The sequence below is a fragment of the Brevibacillus sp. MS2.2 genome (genome assembly GCF_013284345.1).
GTDB classification, from domain to species: Bacteria; Bacillota; Bacilli; order Brevibacillales; family Brevibacillaceae; genus Brevibacillus; species Brevibacillus brevis_C.
Map to the genome: position 1 here is coordinate 53,046 of NZ_JABSUZ010000025.1, position 21,765 is coordinate 74,810.

Below are 21,765 nucleotides of genomic sequence, written 5' to 3' on the forward strand. Positions count from 1 at the left end.
GGATTTTTTGCGTTCTCCACAGAGTTATCCACATTATCCACATGACCTTGTGCACAAGCTGGGTATAACTGTTTCCTGTATATTCTGCCACTTTAGCACGAAAGTAAGGGGAACGAATGAGGAGAATAAGTGGGTCTAGCAGCAAAAAAACAGGATTCATATATACGGGATATAGTTCTATCCTGCATATAAAAATCCTGCTTTTATCTGAAAATAATGAATTATTCTTTTTCCCCCAAAATCACGATCTCTACCCGGCGGTTCTTCGCACGGTTCTCCGCGTTGGAGTTGTCCACAAGCGGCTTGTATTCGCCCAAGCCTGCCACTGTAAAGCGAGACGCTGGTAGGGAGTGAGCATCGACCATTTCACGCATGACAGAGATCGCGCGCGCCGAGGATAGCTCCCAGTTGGATTGGTAGGAACTGCGAGATATCGGCACATCATCTGTATAACCCTCGATTCGCACCTTGTGCTCAAAGCGTTTCAAAACCCCAGCTACCGTCCCGACAACTTGCTTGCCTTGGGCTTGTAGGTCTGCCGAACCACTCGTAAACAAGATCGTTTCCGGCAAACGGATACGCAGGCCTTCGTCGGTCTCCTCGTAGTCGAGATTCAGTTCAGCCAAAGCGGAGGATAGCTGGTTGCGTACCGTCTCCATATCGCGCTCACTCGAGTCAGTCATGCCCATTGGTGGCTTCGGCACGTTTACGGTGTCCTCGGAGCCTTCTTCTTCTTTTTCACCTTTGAGCTCCTTCTGGCGAGCCTCCAATTGGTAGACCTCTCGCTGCAGCTCCAGCTTTTGCAGGTTGAGCAGGTCGAGACTCTCATGCACCTGCTCCAAGCTCGCTTTTTCCTTTTGCACCTCTTCTTTTTGTGCCTGAATGCTCTTCGTTTGCGTCGCCGCGATAATAATCACGATCACGAATAACAGCGTAATCAGGTCACTGTAACTGAGCAGCCAGCTTTTCTCTAGCTCTTTTTCGTCGTATAACCGTTCGTCATGCATAGCGGTCCTGCCTTTCAATCGTGCCCTTCATGCTGCCTGCTTCTTTAATCAGCACCAGCTTTTGGTCACCTGGCAAGAATGAGTTCAGCTTTTCAAACAACAAGCGTGGTGTCTCCATGCGTTGGAGACCGATACACCCTTCGATAAAAAGACGCTTTTCAAACATTTCCCGGTCGTACAGATCCATCAGGCGGTAGTAGCATGGTAGCGCGAACAAGTTCGCCAAGAGCGCGCCATACAGCGTCGCTACGACCGCTGCGCTCAGACTGTGTCCGGTCAAGGCCATGTCTTCGAGCGACTTCAATACGCCCGTCATCCCCAGAAGCGTACCGACTAGCCCCATCCCCGGTGCTAACAAGCTGATGAGGCGGAAGAAGCCAGCTGATTGTTGGTAACGATACTGCTCGCCCTTGAGCTCATTCTCCAGGATCAGGCGCAGCTCTTCTTCTGGAACACCCTCGATCGCCAGCAGGCTACCACGTTGGACAAAAGAATCGGGTTCCTGTTGCAGCTCCTTTTCGAGCGCGATATAGCCCTGTTCCTTCTGGACGAGCGCGTAGTAGTAGAAGCGCTTGATTGTTTCTTCGACGTTGCTTTGCCGGCCATGGATGAGCAGGCGCCAGATTTTTTTCAAGTCGAGATGCTTGCGTTTGACTGCGTAGGACATGACTACGGAGAGCGCGACTAGCTCGATGGCGGTTACGTTGAGGAGGTCCGATAGGGTTCCGTTTAGGTAGACCGCGTGTATGAAGATGAGGAGGACGGCTCCGATTAAGACGAGTGAGCGGCGTTTTGTGGACACAAGTGATTCACCTTCCTGGTTTTCTTCCTTTGAAACTGTTAGCCGTGAAATTGGTTTTCTCTTGGTATATCGGCTGTTTTGAATTTTAATATTATAGCAAAGGTTTTCCAATCCGATAATAGTAATGAAATAGTCCCTATAGAAAGGAGAGATATAAACTATGGACATCAATTCAATCATGAGCGGGCAGTTGAGCCAGCTCCAGCACACCGTTAGCCTTAGTATCATGAACATGGCTCAAGCATCACAAGCAGCTGGAGCTACCGTGATGCTGGATGATTTTTCAAAAGCCCAAGCCACAGTACAGGCTTCTCATCCTACATTAGGAAAGCAAATAGATATTAGTGTATAGTACGATCAAAGGCCTGTAAAAAACTGAAGTTCAGTTTTTACAGGCCTTTGAACCTTTAGTTCCTTTTATCGAAGTAAGCCCCATATGGATTTATATTTCCGTAAGATCCATATTTTGCTCCTACCATAATACTCTTTTGGATGTTCTTCGATTGTCTATCCAGATTATCATACTTTTTCTCTAGCAAAGGAAAAACTTGCAAATCGATCTCATACACTTTTTGGAGATAACGTTCCTTATCCTCATCTGTTACTATGGCACCCTGATTTTGGAACTCGGAAATCTGTTTAATAATTTCCTCTCTTTGATCAATCAAGCCTGTCCATTCTTCAATATCATCATCGTCTGCAAATATTTTGCTGCGAAGTTCTTCCGATGCTGAAAGCAATTGCTCCAATAGAGATGAGACTTCCGCCCATGCCTTCATATCATCTCTCATCCTTTATTCTTGCTCAAAGCAATCGCTTGCTTCCAAGTATCACGAAATTGAGTAAAGAAATCCTCAACTTCATCAAAAATTTCAGCATCTTTTTTCATATTGGCTTCAATAGTCCTATGCAACATATATTCATACATAGCCGCCATTTGCTCACCAACCGGATAGGAAAGATTGAGAGTGCTAGAGAGTTCTCCCAAAATGGCTTGGACTTTCATTGCATTCTCATGCGTCTTATCCAGTTTTTTTTCTTGAAGCGCTACCTTCGCCAAACGAAGGAATTTAATACCGCCGTTGTATAGCATTAAGGTTAGTTCTTCAGGCGGAGCTGTTGTAACTTGATTCGTTTGATATGCTTGCGCTGCATTAATACTCATATCATTACCGCCCCTTTACTGTCATCTGTCATCCACCAAGTTGCTGTGCGAGCCACGCACTTTGAGAGTTCATTTTGTTCATCGCATTTTCAAGTGCAGTAAACTTTCTCCAGTAGCGATCCTCTATTTTATCCATGCGTCTTTCCCATTGCTTAATTTGATCTTTTAAATTCTTCATGTCTTTTCCCATTGTAAAATATTCCGATTCATCTGTCATGCCAACTGAACCGGCTTTTTTCGTGATCTTCGTTGTAATTTCGCCTAATGTACTATATAGTCTCTGAGCGATTCCACTTTCCTCAAACTTGGTTTTAGGATCGGTCGAAGAGCTGGTTTTCGTGAAGAGATCCATTACATCTGTACCGTTTTCACGGATTGCTTTACGCAATTTTGTTTCGTCTATATACAATTTCCCCTTGTCCAGATAGTTAGTTGCAGAACCTTCGGCACCTGGACGGGTAGTAGAAACCCCCACCTCTGTTAGCAAGTCAAACTTTTTATTTACATCCGAAACAGGGTTAAAGATAGCCCCACGCATTTGATTAAGCGCTTCTGTAATCATGGGATCACGACGAAGTAAACCACTTTTCGCTTTTTCTTCCCATTTCTCAATTACTTTCTCATCCATTGCCGCTTTTTCTTCATCAGAAAGTGGATGATAGTCTTTATAACGAGCTTGCGATGTTTTTTTGTTAAGCTTATCAATTAGGGTATTGTAATCTTCAACAAACTTCGTAATGGATTTAAATATTGCATCCTCATCAGGATTAGAAGTAATGGTGTAACTCTGTCCAGGTGCTGTGCTTTGCTTAAAATTAAATTCCATCCCGTCATATGTAAAATTGTTGCTTGGGATACTAAGTTCAGTTCCATTTATGGTGGCTTTTCCTGGTATGTCTGCTACTCCGCTTTTGCCTTGGTAGTCCACCAAACCAATTGTGTTCTTTCCACCATTTGTAGTGTCTACTGTTAACTTCATATTTGTCTCGCCAGTCTTTGTAGCAGTAAACACCAATTTTTTGTCAGTAGGATTGAAACTCGCAACGACTCCCGTGTCTTTGGAAACACTATTAATCTTACTAATAATGCTATTCATAGAATCGGTTGATCCCACTTGAATCGTCTTTTCTACACCTGAGTCACCAGCAATTTTAAGCTCAAATTTATTTCCTAATGAGGCCTCAGGATTACTTACTCCAGTAGCATCAAATGTTTTTGCATGAGGTTTCCCAGCTATTGCTAGTTGAACATTTTCGACGACATAAGATGGCAAGCTAGGATTTCCTTTTTGCTTTGCTGTCACAATGGCATCGTTAGTAGAACTGACAGTCTTTTTCAAGTACGTAGATTGCATCCGCATATCGCGCATCGTCGTGTCACGAAACGTAGCAAGCAACAAATTCATATCACGATAGTCATCGCGCTTCCATTCATCCAATTGTTTTTTTCGTAATAAATTGTCTAAGGGCTTTCGTTCAGCTTTCATCAGGTCTTTAACCATTTTTTCCGTATCCATACCACTGGCCATACCTGAAATACGATTAATTGTCACTTTTTCTCACCTCTATCTTTTTTCGTCAACCAATATTCCTACCATTTCATACATTTTGGCTACAACGTCCAACATTTTCTTTGAAGGTATTTCTCTGACAACCTCATTGGACTGGTCATTGACCACCTGTACGTAATACTCACCCAGCTTTTCATGCAGCTTAAACTTTAGATGTGTCGTGCTTCCCTTCAAAAAATCATTGAGAGAATCTACTTCTTTCTCCAGTTCCTTTTTTGAGTACTTCTTTTCATTCCCGTACGTATCTGCCGAATCAGCTGTTTTATTTTCCTTTGTACTCTGTTCTCCTGCATTTTTCAACTCTAAACCAACTGCACCTCTTCCAGGATCATTTATCCCTTTTATATCCATTCCCTTTCTCCCCCCAGCGGAATATCTTTACTATTGATATCGGCATACGTGTAGGAAAGGTTTACTGGTTCGATAACAAAAAAATTAGCCCTATATCAATAGGGCTAATTTCTCATCGTTTGAAAAAGTTCTTAATTGCTGTAATTACTTGATCTTGAACTTCAGTTTGAATATTTGGCCATATAGGAAGGCTCAGCACTTCTGCAGCAGCTTGCTCAGACTCAGAGTAAGACTCATGAATCTCGCTAAAAATCGGAAGTTTATGCACTGGTGTAGGGTAATAGACCATTGTGCTAATTCCTTGCTCCTCTAAGTAAGTCTTTAGCAATTCTCTTTGATCATCGGAAACCCGAATCGTATATTGATGAAAAACATGAGTGCATTGAGGACTCTCTTCTGGTGTTGCAATTCCGGGCACGTCCTTTAACGCAGCTGTATAATACGAAGCTGCCTTTCTTCTTTTTCCGTTCCACTCCTGAATGTACGGCAATTTTACACGAAGGATTGCCGCTTGCATTTCATCGAGTCGCGAGTTATACCCCACCAGTTCATTGTAATATTTCTTTTTCGAGCCATGAGATCGGAGCATTTTCGCGACTTCAGCTACTTTGTCATCATTTGTAGTGAGCAATCCTCCGTCACCATAGGCTCCGAGATTTTTGGAAGGAAAGAAAGAGAAGCACCCAACATCGCCTATAGTCCCTAGCATGGAATCGCCAAAGGTACCTCCAAATGCTTGGGCCACATCCTCTATGATTTTCAAATCATACTTTTTAGCTAAGCCCATAAGCGCATCCATTTGTACAGCTTGTCCAAACAAATGAACCGGTATGATTGCTTTCGTTTTATTTGTTATTTTTTCTTCCAAACTGTCTACGTTAATATTGAAGGTGACAGGATCGATATCTGCAAAAACTGTGCTAGCACCGACATGTTGAATCGCTTCTGCCGTTGCATAAAACGTGAAGGGTGTCGTTATCACTTCATCCCTTTCTCCAATCCCTAGTGCCCTCAATGCTATAACCAATGCATCTGTACCAGAATTAAGTGTAATCGCATGCTTAACACCTAAAAACTCTGCTAGTTCAGACTCCAATGCTTTTACTTGTGGTCCCATAATGAACTGCCCTGATTGCAGAACATCTTCAAATGCTGTGAACAACTTTTCGCGAAGGAATTGTATTTCTTGCTGTAAGTCAAGAATAGGAATTTTGCTCATTGTCCCACTTCCGCTTCATCATGATAGATATCCAATGCTCCACTTTCCGCTTTTCGATAGGTCCGATTGCAACTAGCACACTTTGAAGTCTCCGAATCATCAGTAACCGCCAAAGCATCACCACACTGGCATACCCAGCCAATAATTCTTGCAGGTACCCCTGCTACTAAAGCATAATCAGGTACATTTTTTGTAACAACCGCACCAGCTGCTACGAACACCCATTTCCCAATTGTTACGCCGCATACAATAGTTGCATTGGCTCCAATTGAAGCTCCGTACTTGATTGTTGTTTCATAATAATCGTCGCTCGTGTTGCGAGGAAAAGCCGAACGTGGTGTTTTGACGTTTGTAAAAACCATGCTTGGACCACAAAACACATAGTCCTCCAAAATTACCCCTTCATATAATGAAACGTTATTCTGGATTTTAACATGGTTTCCTACTCGTGCATGATTCGCAACAAAGACATTTTGTCCAAGATTACATCCTTCACCAATTTCTGCTTTACCCATAACATGAGAGAAATGCCAAATCCGTGTTCCTTTTCCGACCTTAGCCCCTTCATCGACGTACGCTGACTCATGCTTGAAGAACTCGTCGCTCAATGCCATTCTCCTCCTTTTCAAGGAGTCTGGATGCTTGCTCCAAAATACGAACAACTTCCATTCCATTCATTCCATTTGATAGAGGCAGTGCTCGACTTTGTATGCAAGCTAGAAAATGCTCACATTCGTTTTTCAGCGGATTTTCCGTACCACCCTGGTAAACGATTTCCTCTCCGGTTGACCAGTTTTGTAAATCGCTTCCTACACCCTTTTTGTATAAGGTAACGATTTGCTTATCTTCTTCATATACCAGAAACCCTTCCGTTCCGGTAATAACCATTGATCTCTTCTGTATTGGCCAGAGCCAAGATGTACGTAAATGTGCTTGGATACCATTCGCAAAGTTCAAATGAAGATGCGTATCGTCTTCGACAGTCGGTTGAACGATGCTTTGGCCGTTTACTTGTATAGAAACTGGCTCTTTTCCAATTAAGTACAAGAGAACAGCAATGTCATGGACACCGAAGCTCCACAATACATTTTCCACAGAACGAACTCTTCCAAGCTTCATGCGCTCTTGATGAATGGAGCAAACTTTGCCGATTGCATTTTGGTCCAGAAGCTCTTTCATTTTCTGAATAGCCGGTTGATACAACAAGAGATGTCCGACCATTAGAATTCGATCTGTATTTTTTGCGACCTCAACCAGTGATTCAGCCTCTTTCATAGAAAGTGTCATAGGCTTTTCTACCAGTACATCTTTGCCAGCGAGCATAGCCTGTGCCGCTAATGTATAATGAGTAGACGCAGGTGTTGCAATCACAACCCCATTGGCCTCAACTGCAAGCCCTTCCTCAAGTGAAGAGAATATTGATACACCAGGATATGCCTTTATCAACTCTACATGTGAACTAACATTAGTTTCTACTACACCAGCAAGCGCACCTAGTTCGTAAAATGTTTTCACATGATTAATCCCCCAATGCCCTGCCCCTACAACAATAACTTTTTCCATTTTTTTACACTTCCCAGAATTTTTTATAACCGGAAATAGTGGTTTTTATGTTCAATGGCCTGCATTGCATTTCGCGTATCAAACAACACTTCCGCATATTCTCCAATTAGCTTGTAATCATAATCGGAGTGATCCGTAGTTAAAACCACAATATCAGCAGATCGTAGATTTTCTTCTGATACTTCTATTCCCTCGTAATCTGTACCTTTGTAACTAAAATGCGGAATTTTAGGGTCACTAAACACAACATGAGCCCCTTTTTGCTTAAGTATCTCAATGATTTTTATTACTGGAGACTCCCTGTAATCATCGATGTCTTTTTTATATGCGATCCCTAGCAAATATACTGTTGAACCATTAATCGGCTTGCAAAATTGGTTCAATATGCCTCCGATTCTTTCTACAACAAATTCTGGCATGCTATTGTTAATTTCCCCTGCGACTTCGATAAGCCGGGTGTGATAGTTGAATTCTCTTGCTTTCCATGTCAGGTACCAAGGATCTACCGGAATGCAGTGTCCTCCGAGACCTGGTCCTGGATAAAAGGGCATAAAACCATAGGGTTTTGTGCTAGCCGCATCAATTACTTCCCAAATGTCTATGCCCATTCGATTGCATAGAATTGCCATCTCGTTTACTAGAGCAATGTTGATATTACGGAACGTATTCTCCAGAATTTTTTCCATCTCTGCTACTGCAGGGCTGGATACCTGGTGAACCTTCCCCTCTAAAACTTGTTCATAGAGCATGGCGGCAACTTGCGTGCAATCCTTTGTAATGCCTCCGACTACTTTTGGAGTATTTTTCGTATTATATACGCGGTTTCCTGGATCTACCCTTTCAGGTGAGTACGCCAAATAAAAATCTACACCGCATTTTAAACCAGTTTCTTCGAGAATCGGTAAAACGATTTCCTCTGTCGTTCCAGGATATGTGGTGCTTTCTAGTACAACGAGCATTCCAGGATGCAAGTGCGCAGCTACTGCCTCAGCAGAAGCTTTAACATATGTAATGTCAGGCTGTTGATATGAATCTAACGGGGTAGGCACGCAAATCGAAATGACATCCAGATCGCGAATGAAAGAGTAATCAGTCGTTGCGGTTATCATGCCTGTCTGGACCAATTCTCTTAATTCGTTTTCGACAACATCCCCAATATAATTGATGCCTTGATTGACCATATCTACTCTTTTTTGTTGAATGTCGAACCCTATTACTCGGTATCCAGCTTTTGCTTTTTCCACAGCTAAGGGGAGGCCGACGTATCCTAGACCGATGACACCTAAAGATGCTTTTCGCAATTTTATTTTGTCTATTAAAATATCTGTTAAGTTATCTGTTAAAATCTCTGTGAAAGGAGACATACTCTATCACCCTTGTCGATCAAATTAGATTAACATTAAGTTCCTTTTAATATTCTCGCAGGGTTTCCCGCAACTACCGTTTTCGTTGCCACATTATCCAATACATTACTTCCCATACCGACTAAACAGTAGTCTTCCAATGTAAGTTCACCTTTAATTTGGCTTCCCATTCCCAAATAACAACTTCTTCCGACTGTGACCTCTCCTGCAATGCTTACATTTCCTGCGATAATTGTAAAATCGCCAATTTCCACTCCATGATTAACAGTTACGTGTGGAGAAACAATCACACAACAATTTAGGTGAGCACCTGGCCCAATAATAGAATACGGCATAATGAGGCAGCCTTTATCAATTCTTGCTAATCGAGATACTACAGCACTTGGGTGAATAATCGTTTCCAACTGGAATTGACCAATCCCAATTTTTTCAAATATCTCTTCCCTCTTGTAATAATTGTTCGGACTACCTAAAGCAAACACAAAAACTGAGTCTCTGAATTTGTTAGCTTCCGCTATCGGTCCTAAAATAGGAATCTCAAGTATACTCGTATTCCACTTTTCCTTGTCATCATCTAAGAAGCCTTGGCAAATGTATACTTGCTTCCCAGAGAGGACGTTAATAAGGTTAATTGTTTCTAACACTTCTATTCCAAGAGGACCTGCTCCGATAATAATAATTTTCTTCACCTAAGCACCTCTCGTAATGTGTGAGAAATATATGTGATCTCTTCTTCCGTTAATAATGGATGTAATGGTAGGGCCAAGCCTTTTTCATAGAACAATTTAGCATTTGGAAACTGATTCAAGCCGAAGTGATATTTTTCCTTATAGTAAGACATCATATGAATGGCTTGAGCGCCTAAATTGGCTTCAATTCCTTTTTCTGCTAGACATTTTATCACTTTTGCTCGATCATGCTGAGTGTTTAGAACGATCATGAAAGTCTGCCAAGAGTGACCATCTATCATTTCTGGTAGGGTAATATACTCTACACTTTCCAGCTCTCTTTTATAAACTTTCACAAGCTGCTTTCTTTTCTCAAGGTTATACTGAAATCTTTGTAACTGAAGATTTCCCAAAACAGCTTGAAATTCTGTCAATCTATAGTTGAATCCTGGGACTATAAAATCAATTGATCCATCTTCAAGCCTTTGGATTCCATGATTTCTAAGTATGTTTATTTTTTGATGAAGAGATTCACTTTTCGCAACGATAGCTCCACCTTCGCCCGTTGTGATAGACTTTCGTGGATGCCAAGAAAAACATCCGATATCCCCTAAGCACCCTACGTGTTTGCCATTGCTAATTGAACCTAAAGCACATGCTGCGTCTTCAATAACATACAAATCATGCTCTTTAGCAATATTCATGATGATTTCCATATCAGCGGGTGCACCAAATTCATGAACTACTATAATTGCTTTTAATTTTTCTGGACCATTCCAAGTCTTTATTGTGTCCTTTAACTGTTTGGGGTCTATGTTAAAACTTCCACTTGTGACATCTACGAGAACTGGTCTTGCTCCCTGTAATTCGACAACATTTACGGTAGCTGGAAAAGTAAAGGATGGGGCAATAATAGCATCGCCTCGTCCCAATTCTAATGCAGCTAAGGCAAGATGCAACGCAGCAGTTCCACTGGAAACAACAGACACATAATTAACCTGCATGTATGTCGCTAAATTTTGTTCGAATTCCTGGACTCGTCGCCCTTGGACAAGCATTCCAGATTGTAATACCTCAGTCATTGCATGAATTTCATCTGAACTAATATAGGGTTGTGTTAACCTTATCATCAGTAATTCCCCTTATAATAGTCTGCTGTGTATTGAATCCCTTCCTCTAGATCCACCATTGCTTCGAAATCTAGCAGTTCTTTTGCTTTGTTTACTTTAGGTACACGAAGTTCGATATCTGCATGTTCTTGTTTTACAAATTGAATAGTTGATTTTGAATTTAAAACTCGAATAATCGTGTTTGCCAAACCATAAATCGTTGTAACTGCTCTTTCATTTCCAATATTAAACGACTCTCCTTTCGCTTTAGGAGAAGTCATGCATCTTAATATTCCTTCTACCATATCGTCTACATAGCACCATGCCCTAATTTGTGTCCCATCTCCGTGAATATACAATGTTTCATCTCTCAGAGCTCTGACAATAAAGTTACGAATAGCCCCTTCACCCACTTGTCCAGGTCCATAAATATTAAAAGGCCGGACCGTTACGGTTGGAAGTCCCTGTTCTTTATAATACGAATATGCCAAGTGCTCTTCCGCTAATTTACTAACCGCATATGTCCACCGTGCTTCACCCACAGCTCCTAATACAGTAGAACTGGTTTCTTCTGAACGAAAAGCAATTTGGCCAAATACTTCACTCGTGCTAAAACAAACGACACGCTTGCAAGCAGATAAGGTAGCTGCTGCCTCTAACACGTTTGCTGATCCAATCATATTCACTTTCATGGTTGTGATAGGACTTTTAATTACAGTATCAATACCTGCGATTCCAGCAGCATGAATTACATACGTTGAGCCTTGAATGCATTGTTTCAATGATTCTAAATCTAGAACGTCACCTTTGATTACTGTAAGATTTGGGTGATTATAAAAATCCTTTGATTCTAACGCATTTCTGGCAAAATTATCGTAGACAATCACTTGGTTGTTTTGAACAAGTCTTCCAATCAGTGTCGATCCAATAAATCCAGCCCCACCTGTTACAAAAATCGTTTCTCCTTGAATGTCATGAGAATACATGGTGTCCCCTCTTATCCTTCATTTAGATATAAATCTATTAACTCAGCACTCACTTTATTTAAATCATGATAAGTCTCTACATACTTTCTGCCACTCATTCCAAGTTCTTTTCTTAGTTCAAAATCTTTCAACAGCATTTCTATTTTTTCGGTAATCGTTTCTGGATTGGCTGAGATAATCGGAAGTTCCTTAGGATAAAACTCTTTCATGAAATCAGCAATATAACAAATCACCGGTTTCCCCATCGCCATGGCCTCCAATGACAATAAACCATGACTTCCACCAAGTATTTGATCCAGAATAATATCGGCATCCTGATAAATTTTCTTCGCTTCTTCGTGAGAGGTATTTTGAATCAATGTAAAATTAAAATCATACTTGCTCTTTAAATTCTCAATTGCTTGCATGATGTATTTCGTACCTTTATATTCAGGTGAAGTAGGTGCATGCACAATTGTTGGCTTATTTTTTCTCGGTTCATATTCTTCTGCTGGTCGATAAACTGTTGTATCAATCGCTTGGCGAATAAAAGATACTTTCTTATAGTAACCTTTTACGTATTCATACAGTTCCGCATCGGCAACAATGCAATGATCTATATGTTGTCCGAGGTAAGATAGCTGTCTCTTTATTTGCTCTTCATCTTGGTCTTTTACTTTTATGAACGGATTCAACTTTGTTGCGATTGATTTCATACGTACATCTGATCCCCAATGATGCATGAATACTTTCTTCCCAGCCTGCTTTAATAGCGGCAAGTCTGAAAGATTAGGCAGCATCGAGGTTCCAAAGTGAAAATGAAAAACGTTGAAGTGTTGTACAGATTTTCTAAGTATTTCCAAAGTGTTTTTTTGTATTTCTTCGGTATCGTTTATCTTAGATAAATCCAACGTATAGTCACATTGATAACCAAGATAGCTCGGAGAAAAGTTCAAAGACCGTGCATACACGTTATTATTTTTCAGACCCGTTACTAAATGATTCATTTGATTTGCAATTTCCATTGTTCCATGCAACACAGATAAAGATGCCAGACTGCCACTATTAACAAAGTCATGTTTTTCTGCATCTACCTCAATGGAGTGAATGATGCCTTCTTTCTGAACCCTCACATTTAATAGATTGGTTTTATATTTCAAAAATGGACTCATAACTGGGTAAACACTCGTGGCTTCACTAATATATTTTATAGCTACCTTCATATTGTTTGTTTCAATTGCTTGTTTATATAAATACATAAGTATAAAAAACTGCTCTTCTTCATTTTCAAGTGTCTTATAGATTAGACGAATTCGATCCATCTGATAGTAAAATTGAATGCAGTTCAATCCATGTTCAATGTAGCCACTAAAAAGTTGGTCCTTATCAGGTCTTACTTCAGTATCGTCCTCTAGTGCCACAATAAGCAAAACGTATGAAACGCATATATATATTCGATTCCCTTGATAATCGTCTTGTCTTAATTTGACTTCCGACAGCAATTTTCTAAGGGCAACTTTGCTTTCTACATTTAGGTCAATCAACTCTTTAATGACTTTTCTTACTGTTGTACTCTTTAATTTTTTTACCTCTTGCCAAAAAGTCGTGCTATTTTGCATTAACGGCTCGAATACCTCTGCATAGAACAAAGGAATTTCGTTCATATCGTATTTGGCTAAAAACGCTTTAGCTTCTACCCACGCTTTATCTGTACTAGCTGCACGAACATTGTTAAATTGGTAATATCGCCCTTCACCTTCCTTGAAAGCGAGTGACAATTGAATTTGTTCCTCTTTATCTAGGGTTTTGCGGTGTGTTTCTAAATCTGTAATAAATCTATTCTTAAACTCTTCTGGTAAAGAGTCATAGTATTCACGTAAACGAGTAAATTGTTTTCCATCTAGAAGTACTTTTGTATACAACCGGATTTTGGCTTCGTTATCAATAACTTTTTGTAGATGCTCTTCAGCCTTCACATAATCTTTCTGATTGTAGTGAAAATGGGCGATTTTAAACAAAATCTCATACTTGGAATTATCATCCAATTTATACAACTCAATCAATCCATTGTCTTCGAATCCATCTTCAGTAAATTTTTTATGGAGCTGCAAAAACTTAGTACGAGATTCGTAAGCCGCTTCTTCATCACGGAGCTTTTCGTGACAATATCCCAAATAATATTGAAGATCAATATAATTTTCGTTAATATTCAATCCTTCATAACAAACCTCTCTTGCCTCTTCATACTTACCTAAAAGACAAGCCATTCTAACAAATTCATTAAAGACGTAAATGTATTTTGCTTGTGTATTAGTATCTTTTTCTTTTAATAAGGAATAAGCAACCTTCCCTTGGTCATATGCCTTCTGTAAATCGTCATGCATGGAATACGTTCTACACAGTTGGAAGTGATAGTAGATGTTTTGTGGATCTTTCTTTAATTCATTAATAAGCAGGGTACTTGTTCTTTGAAACTTTTTTTCCATCAGTTCTGCATCTTCACTGTTATAACCGTAATGGTTTAAAAATACATCCGTGATAGATAAGATCGGCCCTTGAAATTGTGGTTGATTATGCACAGAACCTTGGTAACAGAATCCATCATTTCGGAACAGACGTTCTGATTTATTCACTATAAAAATACTATAGTCAGAAGAAATGAAATTTTTAACTTTAATTACAATGGTATTAAATTGAAAGAGTTCGGGTCGATCAAGCAATAAGCTCAGCTTCTCGGGATCTTGCAATTCTTCATCTGCATCAATGATGAATAGCCATTCCCCCGTTGCATAAGAGATAGAGATGTTACGCATTTCAGAAAAGTTTCCGTTCCAAGCATGAAAGTAAACTTTTTGCGTATAACGCTGGGCAATTTCAACCGTTTTGTCAGTTGAACCTGTATCAACAACTACTAGTTCCACATCTGATCGGGCCATCAAAGGCTGCAAGCTGACTAAACATCTATCCAGGTTTTTTTCTTCGTCTTTTACGATCATGCAAATGCTGAGCTTAATTTTCTTATCCATCGTTAATCGTCCCACTCCAGAGGTCTAATAATGGTTGTAGTTCGTAATGTAATAGATCAGCAACAAAGAGGTAATCGTTACTTTCCATCTGTTCAAGTACTTGAGTTAGTTTTTCATTTAGCTCTTCAATCGAAATAGCTGGATAGGTGGAGCTAATGTGAGGTAATGCTTCCAACAATGTATTTACATCCTCCAAGAAGAATAACAGTCGTTCATTACCTTCTTGAACTTCACCTTTTCTAAACAGGTCGGCAATGGTCAAACATCTTTCTTTCAGATTGTTTATCAATTCTTTTGAGGTACGTGCAAGTAAATAAATATTTTCCATTTTTCCTCCCAAAAGGTAGTAAAAGCCAACATCACGTTGGCTTTTACTATAAATATTCAAGACGTAAAATTAACGGAGAAGTTGCAATACGCCTTGTGGTTGTTGGTTAGCTTGAGCCAGCATCGCTTGAGCAGCTTGCGTCAGAATGTTGTTCTTCGTGAAGCCCATCATTTCTTTCGCCATGTCTACATCGCGGATACGGGATTCAGCAGCGCTCAAGTTCTCAGAAGCTGCACCCAGGTTGTTAATTGTGTGCTCCAAACGGTTTTGGAATGCACCCAATTTTGCACGTTGAGTCGATACATCTTCGATAGCCTTGTTAATAGCAGAGATGGATGCTTCAGCAGCGGAAGTCGTTTTTACAGAGATACCGTCAATGTTCAATGCTTTAGCTCTCATGTCTTCAATGCTAACACGCATAGTTTGAGAAGAGTTAGCACCAATTTGGTAAGTCAAAGAAGAATCAGAAATGTCATTTACAGCCGCACGGGAAGTAACAGTTGCTTCCTTACCAATGCTCAAAGTAGACAACGTCGCCAAGGAGAGTTTTACACCCAAAGTGGCTCCACCAATTGCGAACGAAGTCGCTGCAGCACCATTAATAATGGTAGATGCAGTTTTTCCTCTTTGATCAGTCCATTCAATTTTGAAGGAAGAAGTACCTTGTTTCTCGGAAATACGAATATTGTAAGAAGAGTCAGCTACTGTCGAAGCGCCACCAGCAGCTTTAACACTTTTGAAGACATCAGATGTTTTTTCGTTAATTACAACAGTGCTAGCCTCAGTGTTAATACCGCTCTTAGCACCGTTCAACAGTTTTTGCGTGTTGAACTCAGTTGTGTTAGCAATACGATCGACTTCTTCGATCAATTGGTCGATCTCTTTTTGCAGTTCTGCACGGTCAGAGTCTGTGTTAGTATCGTTGGAAGATTGAACAGCCAGTTCACGCATACGTTGCAGAATGCTGTGAGTTTCAGTCAACGCACCCTCAGCTGTTTGGATCAGGGAGATACCATCTTGGGAGTTCTTTTGAGCCATGTCCAAACCGCGGATTTGACCACGCATTTTTTCAGAGATTGCGAGACCCGCAGCATCGTCACCAGCACGGTTGATACGCAGACCGGAAGACAATTTCTCCAAAGATTTAGCAGAGTTAGCTGTGTTTGCAGACAGAGCACGGTGAGTGTTCATTGCAGAAATGTTGTGATTAATACGCATGTGTTTTTCCTCCTTGATAATTAAGGCCACGTCCATGTGGCTCTTTTAATTAGGGATACCACCCAATCGCGCGCTTGTGTGATTTCCCTCTCACTATATATATCGGCTAAGCATGAGCAGCAGTTTAGCAGTTTTATTACTAGAAATAAAAAAATCTGACGAAATTTGTAGGTTCGCCAGATTTATGAGTTAGCTTTTCTCTTCTATCCACTTTTTCATCGTCTCCCAGTCTACTTTGGACTGGGAGGCAAGCTCATTTTCTTCTTTGATTCCTATATATATCTCTTTGCGGTGAACACTGATTTCTCTTGGGGCACTAATTCCTAAACGTATCGCATCCCCATCTACTGATACTACCTTCACTTCGATTTGATCCCCGATCATAATCGACTCGCCCATTTTTCGAGACAATACCAACATCAATAATCACCTGCCCCTTTAACCGGTTTATCCTGCTATGTAAACAGGGGATGACGCAATGAGTATTTCTCTTCATTTAGAATAACCTGTTTGGCCATCCGATTATTACGGTTAATTACAATAGGTGCCTTCAGATTGATGGTTACCTGCCCTTTTTCCCGAAGCGTAATAATGTTGAGGACAGCAACGGATATGTCCTCTTCGTCCAAACGCAAAGCCGCTTTTGCATAATCTGGCAGATCAAATTGATAATCTGGTACAAAAACAAATGGATCTGCTAGCCAAAAGCCTATAGACTCATCTTCTGTCGACTGCATTTGAAAAAACGGTACATTTGCATCCTCTTTGCTAATTTGAAAAAATTGCATCTCGGGGAAACCCGGTAGCCCATCTTCAAAAAAAAGCTTACCAACGGAGATTTCTTGGATTCCTGACATTTACATGTCTCCTTTATTTATATCCTTTGATCCACGTGTAAGCCGGCAACTTCAATTTGCAAGCTATTCCAACGGAGTATATACGGTTCCACTTTGCCAGGCGTGTAGTTATGAATAGGCTTCTTAATCTCCGGATCCATTGTGGCTCCACGTTCCTGTACTTGAATATCAAGTGGTTGCAAGTCATATCGCATCTCGATACCATCCCCAACCAAAGAACCTGCAGCTATGATCTCCGAATCTCTCGGCATTGATTCCTGTTGAGAAATTGCCACAACAGCATCCGTTTTATTTTCTATGGCTCTTAATTGGTCGCCTTCTTGACTAATGTTCGCAATCGCTTCCATAGCCATACGATATCCATAGTCTGCATTATCTCTCGTTCGTCTGAGCGGTCCGCGCATATCGATATTTTCACGAGCTTCACTTGAATCTATCGTTAGTGAGCCCTTCGCTTGACGTATTTCGATAATCGCTGCCTCTTGGCGCAAATTAAGTTCTGCTTGTGGCTGTTGAATATCCTGCACTGGTCTATTAATATTCAACCCTAACTGAGCATACGTCTGTTGCATCTGAATCTGAGGAATACGCATCAACCATACGCTCCTTTCCCCCAAATACTATCGCAGAAAATCAAGCAAGGTTGGTTGGATGATTCTCGAACCAGCTCCCAGAGCTGCACGATGGACATTTTCTTGAGTTTTCAAGTTTGTAATCACTTCAGCAACATCAGCGTCTTCGTTGGTACTCATCAGGCCACTCACATTGACTTCCTCGGTTGCCAAACGAGCGTGCACCAATTCAATCCGGTTTACTCGAGCTCCCAGTGCCGCTCTTTCCGCCATTAAATTATCCATTTGAAAATCCATTTTTTCCAGCATATCATTCGCCGGAGCTCCAGTAGACAATTTTGAAGCAACAGCATCCAGAAGCTTGAATACGTTATCTCCGTCGGCATCTTTCTTATTGAAAATAGTCTGACCATTCACGTTGATTGGAACGTAAACCTGTTTACTAACTTCCAACCGAATCTCCGATGAGTTTTGATTTACGAAATCTCCACCCTGGTAAGGTGCAGTCAGAGTATCCGTTCCCGCAAATATGTAACGCCCACCAACCGTTGCGTTCGCAATGCTTCCAAGTTGGTTCTTCAATTGTTTAATCTCTTCTCCCATGGCGATCAACGAATCATCCGCCAAGCTAGCATCCCCGGACTGTACTAGAAGCTCCCGAACACGTTGCAATACATCGGTCGCCTGATCCATCGAATCATCTGACAGTTCCAGCCATGATTGGGCTTCTGTTGCGTTGCGTTGGTATTGATTATTTTCCATAAGCGACGAGCGATAGAGCATCCCCCTAGCTGCCACCACCGGATCGTCAGATGGCTTGGCGATTTTACGTCCAGAAGAAAGCTGCTCTTGATATTTATCCATGATGCCCATGGAGTTATTTAGATTCCTCATCATGTTATTATTGAGCATATTTTGCGTAACACGAATTGCCATATTCCTCACCTCTTCTTTTATCTACAGTAATTTTACAGTCCTACCCGTCCCATTCCGTTAATGATCTTGTCTAATACCTCATCACAGCTCGTCATTGCACGTGCAGCAGCACTATATGCATGCTGGTATTTTACTAGATCAGACATTTCTTCATCGATGGACACACCTGAAACTGATTGTCTCTGAGTATCAACTTGCCCTAACAACAATTCCGAGTTCTTTTCCATACGTTGCGCTTCTTGACTATCTACACCTAGTTGAGCGATAGCATAGCGGTAAAAGTCATCTAATGTAGTAGTCTCCGGCTGAGTAGCAGAGCCAATGGAAAGAGAAAGGGATTTGTATTTAATCCCTGCAATAGCCAACGCATTGGAACCATCACCTTGGAATGAAGTTCCCGCTGACGTTCCTGTTGTTTCGACTGATGCCGCAGCAAGCGAATTTAGAGTTGCCATAATGGCCGGATTTACTTGTAATTTAGCAGAGCTCGTAGGATAAGTTTTTGTATTTGGATCTGCTTTTACAGCGTCAGCATCTACAAAAAACGGTAAATCTGCAAGAGGCCCACCAGGATTTGTTTTTCTGTTTTCAATATCATTCAGGTTCATACCCTTGCGATGCAAATCGTTTATTTCTTTTGTCATATTCACCGCAAGAATATTTAACCGGTCAAGCATATTTGCAACTGGTCCACTTATTTTTGATTGACCAGTGATAGGATCGACTACTGGTAGCCCGCGTGCTTCCATCGTACCCAAAAGTCCGCCAGATTGCGGCACAAAAGCTTCGCCACCAAGTGTTACATCAAATAAGTTTGTCGTTGGATTCCTCACTACCCCCATGGCAACAGCTTGTGAACCATTGACTAGTTCCCTTCCATCAACAGTTACATTAATCATCCCGCTTCCAGCATCGGTAACTCTTACATTAACCAGTTTGCCTAATTTGTCTAACAACAAATCACGCTGATCATACAAATCATTGGGCTGGTAGCCATGGGGCACCAAGTCTCCAATTTGTCTATTCAAATTAGCTATTTGATTTGATATTGAATTAATATCTATTACTTTCGTAGAGACCACATTATCCAAATCTGTCTGCAAATCAGTCAGAGAAGTAGTAAGTGCCGTGAATGTCTCTGCAACCGCAACGGCTCTTTGCCTTACTACCGCACGTGCAGACAGGCTCTCTGGCTCTTTGGATAAATCCTGCCAGGATTTCCACAATTCATCCATAACCTTTTGCAAGCCCGTATCTGAGGGTTCATTCATGATTCCTTCAATTTTACCCAAAGCATCTCTTTGAGCTTCCCAATAACCAAAATCTTTATTTTGGTTACGGAATTGCAGGTCCAGATAGTTTTCTCTCATACGTTGGATACCAACGACATTCACACCTGTCCCTAATAATCCCGCTTCAATATTTGTTTGTAATCCCACATAAGGCAACCCAGTCGTAGCTTGCATATTCACGCGCTGGCGACTGTAACCTTCCGTATTCGCATTGGAGATATTGTGTCCCGTTGTATTTAGCGCGGACTGTTGAGCGAACAAGCCGCGTTTGCTGACTTCAATTCCATGAAAAGTAGAGCGCATTTCGACACCTCTTTACGCTTTTTTATTGAAAAAAGTTCGATTAGCCTGACGATACGTATCCGAGGTCGGTCTTCCGTAGATGAAGTCGTCCTCGGGCGTATCCGTGATCAGGTCGAGCGTCATGTTTACAAAAGAAAGGGATTGCTCCAGTAACTGCTGATTCAGGTCGTTAGCATCGCGCAGTTCGGTCACAATCCGGCTTAGCTCATTACGACAGGAAGTGAGTCGCATCTTCTCTTCCGCACTGGTCGTCAACTTGATCAATTCAGCCAGTGTGCCTTCTTGCAGCGCAAAGCCCTTCTGTGCTGTCAGTTCTTTTACAACTTGCTGGCGGGCTGCTTCAGCTTCTGTGACGCCCTTGATCAGTTTTTGCTCCTGGCGTGTAATGGCTATCAATTCATCCACATTCCCTTTTACCAGCACCTCTTTTTTGTGCATGGCTAAGGTGTACAAGGCTTTGTGCAACTGGATCAAGTTGTCGAGCAGATCGTAGAGTCTGTTCATTCCTTGCTTCTCCTCATCTTCCATCGAAAACTATTTAAAGAGGCTGTTCAAAAAGCCCTCTTTAGATCTGTGTTACAGCTTTTTCCAAAAGGACAGGAGCTTATCAGCGATTCGCTCACTTGAGACGTGATATTTTCCTTCCTCCACTTGCTTCTTCAACTGCTCCACTTTTTCCCGACGTTGTGGAGAGTTGACATCCTCTACTTGCCTTTGCATTTCCAGCGCTTCTGTGGAAATGTTCACTTCATCCTTGCCCATCGGGATTTTGCCGCTTTTGCCTACCTGGTTGTTACCTGTCTTGTTGTAAGCATTGATCATCCCGACACGGTTAGGTTCATTAATCCGCATCTGATTACCATCCTCTCATACCAACGGTCTTTTCATAGAAAAAACCGATGACACCTCTTAGTAGTATCATCGGCAATTTCATCATGTACGATTAGTTTTTTTGCACAAAACTATTCGTCACTATTCTGCTTTCTTCGATAAGCTGCCTGAGCCAGATCGGCGCGTTGGAGATCCTCCAAACGTTGCTCTACCTCGAGTTGTTGCGTGATTTCGTGCTTCAAGCCTTTTAGACAAGATTCGCAAATGTTGCCTGCTCGAATCAAAAAACCGCAGCGCTCACATGGATAGCCAAGGTTGGGATTTCCAGCAACTGAAATGCGCCCTTCTTTGATAAACTTCGTGATTTGCTTCACGCTCACGCCTGTAGCTTCGCTTACTTGGTGAATATTCGATCCGCGATTTTCGCGCTTACGCAAAAACTGGGCGCATGCTTCATATTCTTGTTCCACTTCTTTATGACATTTGGGGCAAATGTCACGGACTGCTTGTACAAATACAGCATCACACCGCGAGCAGTTTGCCAACTTGCCCATAGACATATCGGACAACCCCTTTTCCGTTCAGAAAGTTCATACGGTTCCATATCCGTTGTATGCCT

The 21,765-nt window shown here is 41.4% G+C and carries 25 protein-coding genes; 1 reads left to right on the forward strand and 24 read right to left on the reverse strand.

The features are described from left to right. Nucleotides 1-221: 221 nt before the first annotated feature. Both HP568_RS20575 and HP568_RS20580 read right to left on the reverse strand, forming a co-directional pair. On the reverse strand, nucleotides 222-1,007 hold the full coding sequence (locus HP568_RS20575; protein WP_173630105.1) for an OmpA family protein: 786 nt from the start codon (nucleotides 1,005-1,007) through the stop codon (nucleotides 222-224). Further along, a complete protein-coding gene (locus HP568_RS20580) occupies nucleotides 1,000-1,809 on the reverse strand; it encodes a motility protein A (RefSeq protein ID WP_048035010.1) in 810 nt (269 codons plus the stop codon). Before HP568_RS20580 ends, HP568_RS20575 begins: the two co-directional genes overlap by 8 nt. 160 nt (nucleotides 1,810-1,969) lie before the next feature. Here HP568_RS20580 and HP568_RS20585 point away from each other — a divergent pair, with 160 nt between their 5' ends. After that, nucleotides 1,970-2,161, forward strand: coding sequence for a polyribonucleotide nucleotidyltransferase (locus tag HP568_RS20585; RefSeq protein WP_106656826.1), 192 nt, complete (start codon nucleotides 1,970-1,972; stop codon nucleotides 2,159-2,161). A 55-nt stretch (nucleotides 2,162-2,216) separates the two neighbouring features. On the opposite strand, the gene fliT is transcribed toward HP568_RS20585, so the two are convergent. The 22 genes from fliT to HP568_RS20695 form a co-directional block, all read right to left on the reverse strand. After that, on the reverse strand, nucleotides 2,217-2,588 hold the full coding sequence (fliT, locus tag HP568_RS20590; protein ID WP_173630083.1) for a flagellar protein FliT: 372 nt from the start codon (nucleotides 2,586-2,588) through the stop codon (nucleotides 2,217-2,219). A gap of 8 nt (nucleotides 2,589-2,596) precedes the next feature. Beyond that, nucleotides 2,597-2,974, reverse strand: a complete 378-nt coding sequence (gene fliS / locus HP568_RS20595) for a flagellar export chaperone FliS (RefSeq protein ID WP_173630084.1) — start codon at nucleotides 2,972-2,974, stop codon at nucleotides 2,597-2,599. 28 nt (nucleotides 2,975-3,002) lie between these two features. After that, on the reverse strand, nucleotides 3,003-4,526 hold the full coding sequence (gene fliD / locus HP568_RS20600) for a flagellar filament capping protein FliD (RefSeq protein ID WP_173630085.1): 1,524 nt from the start codon (nucleotides 4,524-4,526) through the stop codon (nucleotides 3,003-3,005). Between the two features lie 12 nt (nucleotides 4,527-4,538). After that, nucleotides 4,539-4,895, reverse strand: coding sequence for a flagellar protein FlaG (gene flaG, locus HP568_RS20605; protein WP_173630086.1), 357 nt, complete (start codon nucleotides 4,893-4,895; stop codon nucleotides 4,539-4,541). A 112-nt stretch (nucleotides 4,896-5,007) separates the two neighbouring features. Continuing rightward, nucleotides 5,008-6,114, reverse strand: a complete 1,107-nt coding sequence (locus HP568_RS20610; protein ID WP_173630087.1) for a DegT/DnrJ/EryC1/StrS family aminotransferase — start codon at nucleotides 6,112-6,114, stop codon at nucleotides 5,008-5,010. Beyond that, nucleotides 6,111-6,722, reverse strand: coding sequence for an acyltransferase (locus tag HP568_RS20615; RefSeq protein WP_305852945.1), 612 nt, complete (start codon nucleotides 6,720-6,722; stop codon nucleotides 6,111-6,113). The genes HP568_RS20610 and HP568_RS20615 overlap by 4 nt, the downstream gene beginning before the upstream one ends. Then, entirely contained in the window at nucleotides 6,697-7,677 is a 981-nt protein-coding gene (locus HP568_RS20620) for a Gfo/Idh/MocA family protein (RefSeq protein ID WP_173630089.1), read from the reverse strand. Before HP568_RS20620 ends, HP568_RS20615 begins: the two co-directional genes overlap by 26 nt. 23 nt (nucleotides 7,678-7,700) lie before the next feature. Continuing rightward, nucleotides 7,701-9,041, reverse strand: a complete 1,341-nt coding sequence (locus HP568_RS20625; RefSeq protein WP_173630090.1) for a nucleotide sugar dehydrogenase — start codon at nucleotides 9,039-9,041, stop codon at nucleotides 7,701-7,703. A 35-nt stretch (nucleotides 9,042-9,076) separates the two neighbouring features. Next, nucleotides 9,077-9,730: a NeuD/PglB/VioB family sugar acetyltransferase gene (locus HP568_RS20630; protein ID WP_173630091.1), complete on the reverse strand. Its 654-nt coding sequence runs from the start codon at nucleotides 9,728-9,730 to the stop codon at nucleotides 9,077-9,079. Further along, on the reverse strand, nucleotides 9,727-10,839 hold the full coding sequence (locus HP568_RS20635) for a DegT/DnrJ/EryC1/StrS family aminotransferase (protein WP_173630092.1): 1,113 nt from the start codon (nucleotides 10,837-10,839) through the stop codon (nucleotides 9,727-9,729). The genes HP568_RS20630 and HP568_RS20635 overlap by 4 nt, the downstream gene beginning before the upstream one ends. After that, on the reverse strand, nucleotides 10,839-11,804 hold the full coding sequence (locus HP568_RS20640; RefSeq protein WP_173630093.1) for an NAD-dependent epimerase/dehydratase family protein: 966 nt from the start codon (nucleotides 11,802-11,804) through the stop codon (nucleotides 10,839-10,841). The genes HP568_RS20635 and HP568_RS20640 overlap by 1 nt, the downstream gene beginning before the upstream one ends. An 11-nt stretch (nucleotides 11,805-11,815) precedes the next feature. Then, on the reverse strand, nucleotides 11,816-14,809 hold the full coding sequence (locus HP568_RS20645) for a glycosyltransferase (RefSeq protein ID WP_173630094.1): 2,994 nt from the start codon (nucleotides 14,807-14,809) through the stop codon (nucleotides 11,816-11,818). Then, the gene (locus tag HP568_RS20650) at nucleotides 14,802-15,137 is read right to left on the reverse strand and encodes a DUF8042 domain-containing protein (RefSeq protein ID WP_173630095.1); all 336 of its coding nucleotides are present in this window, start codon (nucleotides 15,135-15,137) and stop codon (nucleotides 14,802-14,804) included. The genes HP568_RS20645 and HP568_RS20650 overlap by 8 nt, the downstream gene beginning before the upstream one ends. Nucleotides 15,138-15,206: 69 nt before the next feature. Further along, complete coding sequence (locus tag HP568_RS20655) at nucleotides 15,207-16,355, reverse strand: flagellin N-terminal helical domain-containing protein (RefSeq protein WP_106656017.1); 1,149 nt, start codon at nucleotides 16,353-16,355, stop codon at nucleotides 15,207-15,209. A 189-nt stretch (nucleotides 16,356-16,544) separates the two neighbouring features. Beyond that, nucleotides 16,545-16,775, reverse strand: a complete 231-nt coding sequence (gene csrA, locus HP568_RS20660; RefSeq protein ID WP_106656018.1) for a carbon storage regulator CsrA — start codon at nucleotides 16,773-16,775, stop codon at nucleotides 16,545-16,547. Nucleotides 16,776-16,810: 35 nt separating this feature from the next. After that, nucleotides 16,811-17,212, reverse strand: a complete 402-nt coding sequence (locus HP568_RS20665) for a flagellar assembly protein FliW (RefSeq protein WP_173630096.1) — start codon at nucleotides 17,210-17,212, stop codon at nucleotides 16,811-16,813. A 17-nt stretch (nucleotides 17,213-17,229) separates the two neighbouring features. After that, nucleotides 17,230-17,805: a DUF6470 family protein gene (locus tag HP568_RS20670; protein ID WP_173630097.1), complete on the reverse strand. Its 576-nt coding sequence runs from the start codon at nucleotides 17,803-17,805 to the stop codon at nucleotides 17,230-17,232. Nucleotides 17,806-17,832: 27 nt separating this feature from the next. Next, complete coding sequence (gene flgL, locus HP568_RS20675) at nucleotides 17,833-18,720, reverse strand: flagellar hook-associated protein FlgL (protein ID WP_173630098.1); 888 nt, start codon at nucleotides 18,718-18,720, stop codon at nucleotides 17,833-17,835. A gap of 32 nt (nucleotides 18,721-18,752) precedes the next feature. Continuing rightward, the gene (gene flgK, locus HP568_RS20680; RefSeq protein ID WP_173630099.1) at nucleotides 18,753-20,315 is read right to left on the reverse strand and encodes a flagellar hook-associated protein FlgK; all 1,563 of its coding nucleotides are present in this window, start codon (nucleotides 20,313-20,315) and stop codon (nucleotides 18,753-18,755) included. A gap of 12 nt (nucleotides 20,316-20,327) precedes the next feature. Beyond that, nucleotides 20,328-20,819: a flagellar protein FlgN gene (locus tag HP568_RS20685; protein ID WP_026134183.1), complete on the reverse strand. Its 492-nt coding sequence runs from the start codon at nucleotides 20,817-20,819 to the stop codon at nucleotides 20,328-20,330. Between the two features lie 72 nt (nucleotides 20,820-20,891). Beyond that, nucleotides 20,892-21,167 carry a flagellar biosynthesis anti-sigma factor FlgM gene (flgM, locus tag HP568_RS20690; RefSeq protein WP_106838057.1) on the reverse strand — a complete coding sequence of 92 codons (276 nt, stop codon included), beginning with the start codon at nucleotides 21,165-21,167 and terminating at the stop codon, nucleotides 20,892-20,894. A 110-nt stretch (nucleotides 21,168-21,277) separates the two neighbouring features. Then, complete coding sequence (locus tag HP568_RS20695) at nucleotides 21,278-21,706, reverse strand: TIGR03826 family flagellar region protein (RefSeq protein WP_048035033.1); 429 nt, start codon at nucleotides 21,704-21,706, stop codon at nucleotides 21,278-21,280. Between the last annotated feature and the right edge of the window lie 59 nt (nucleotides 21,707-21,765).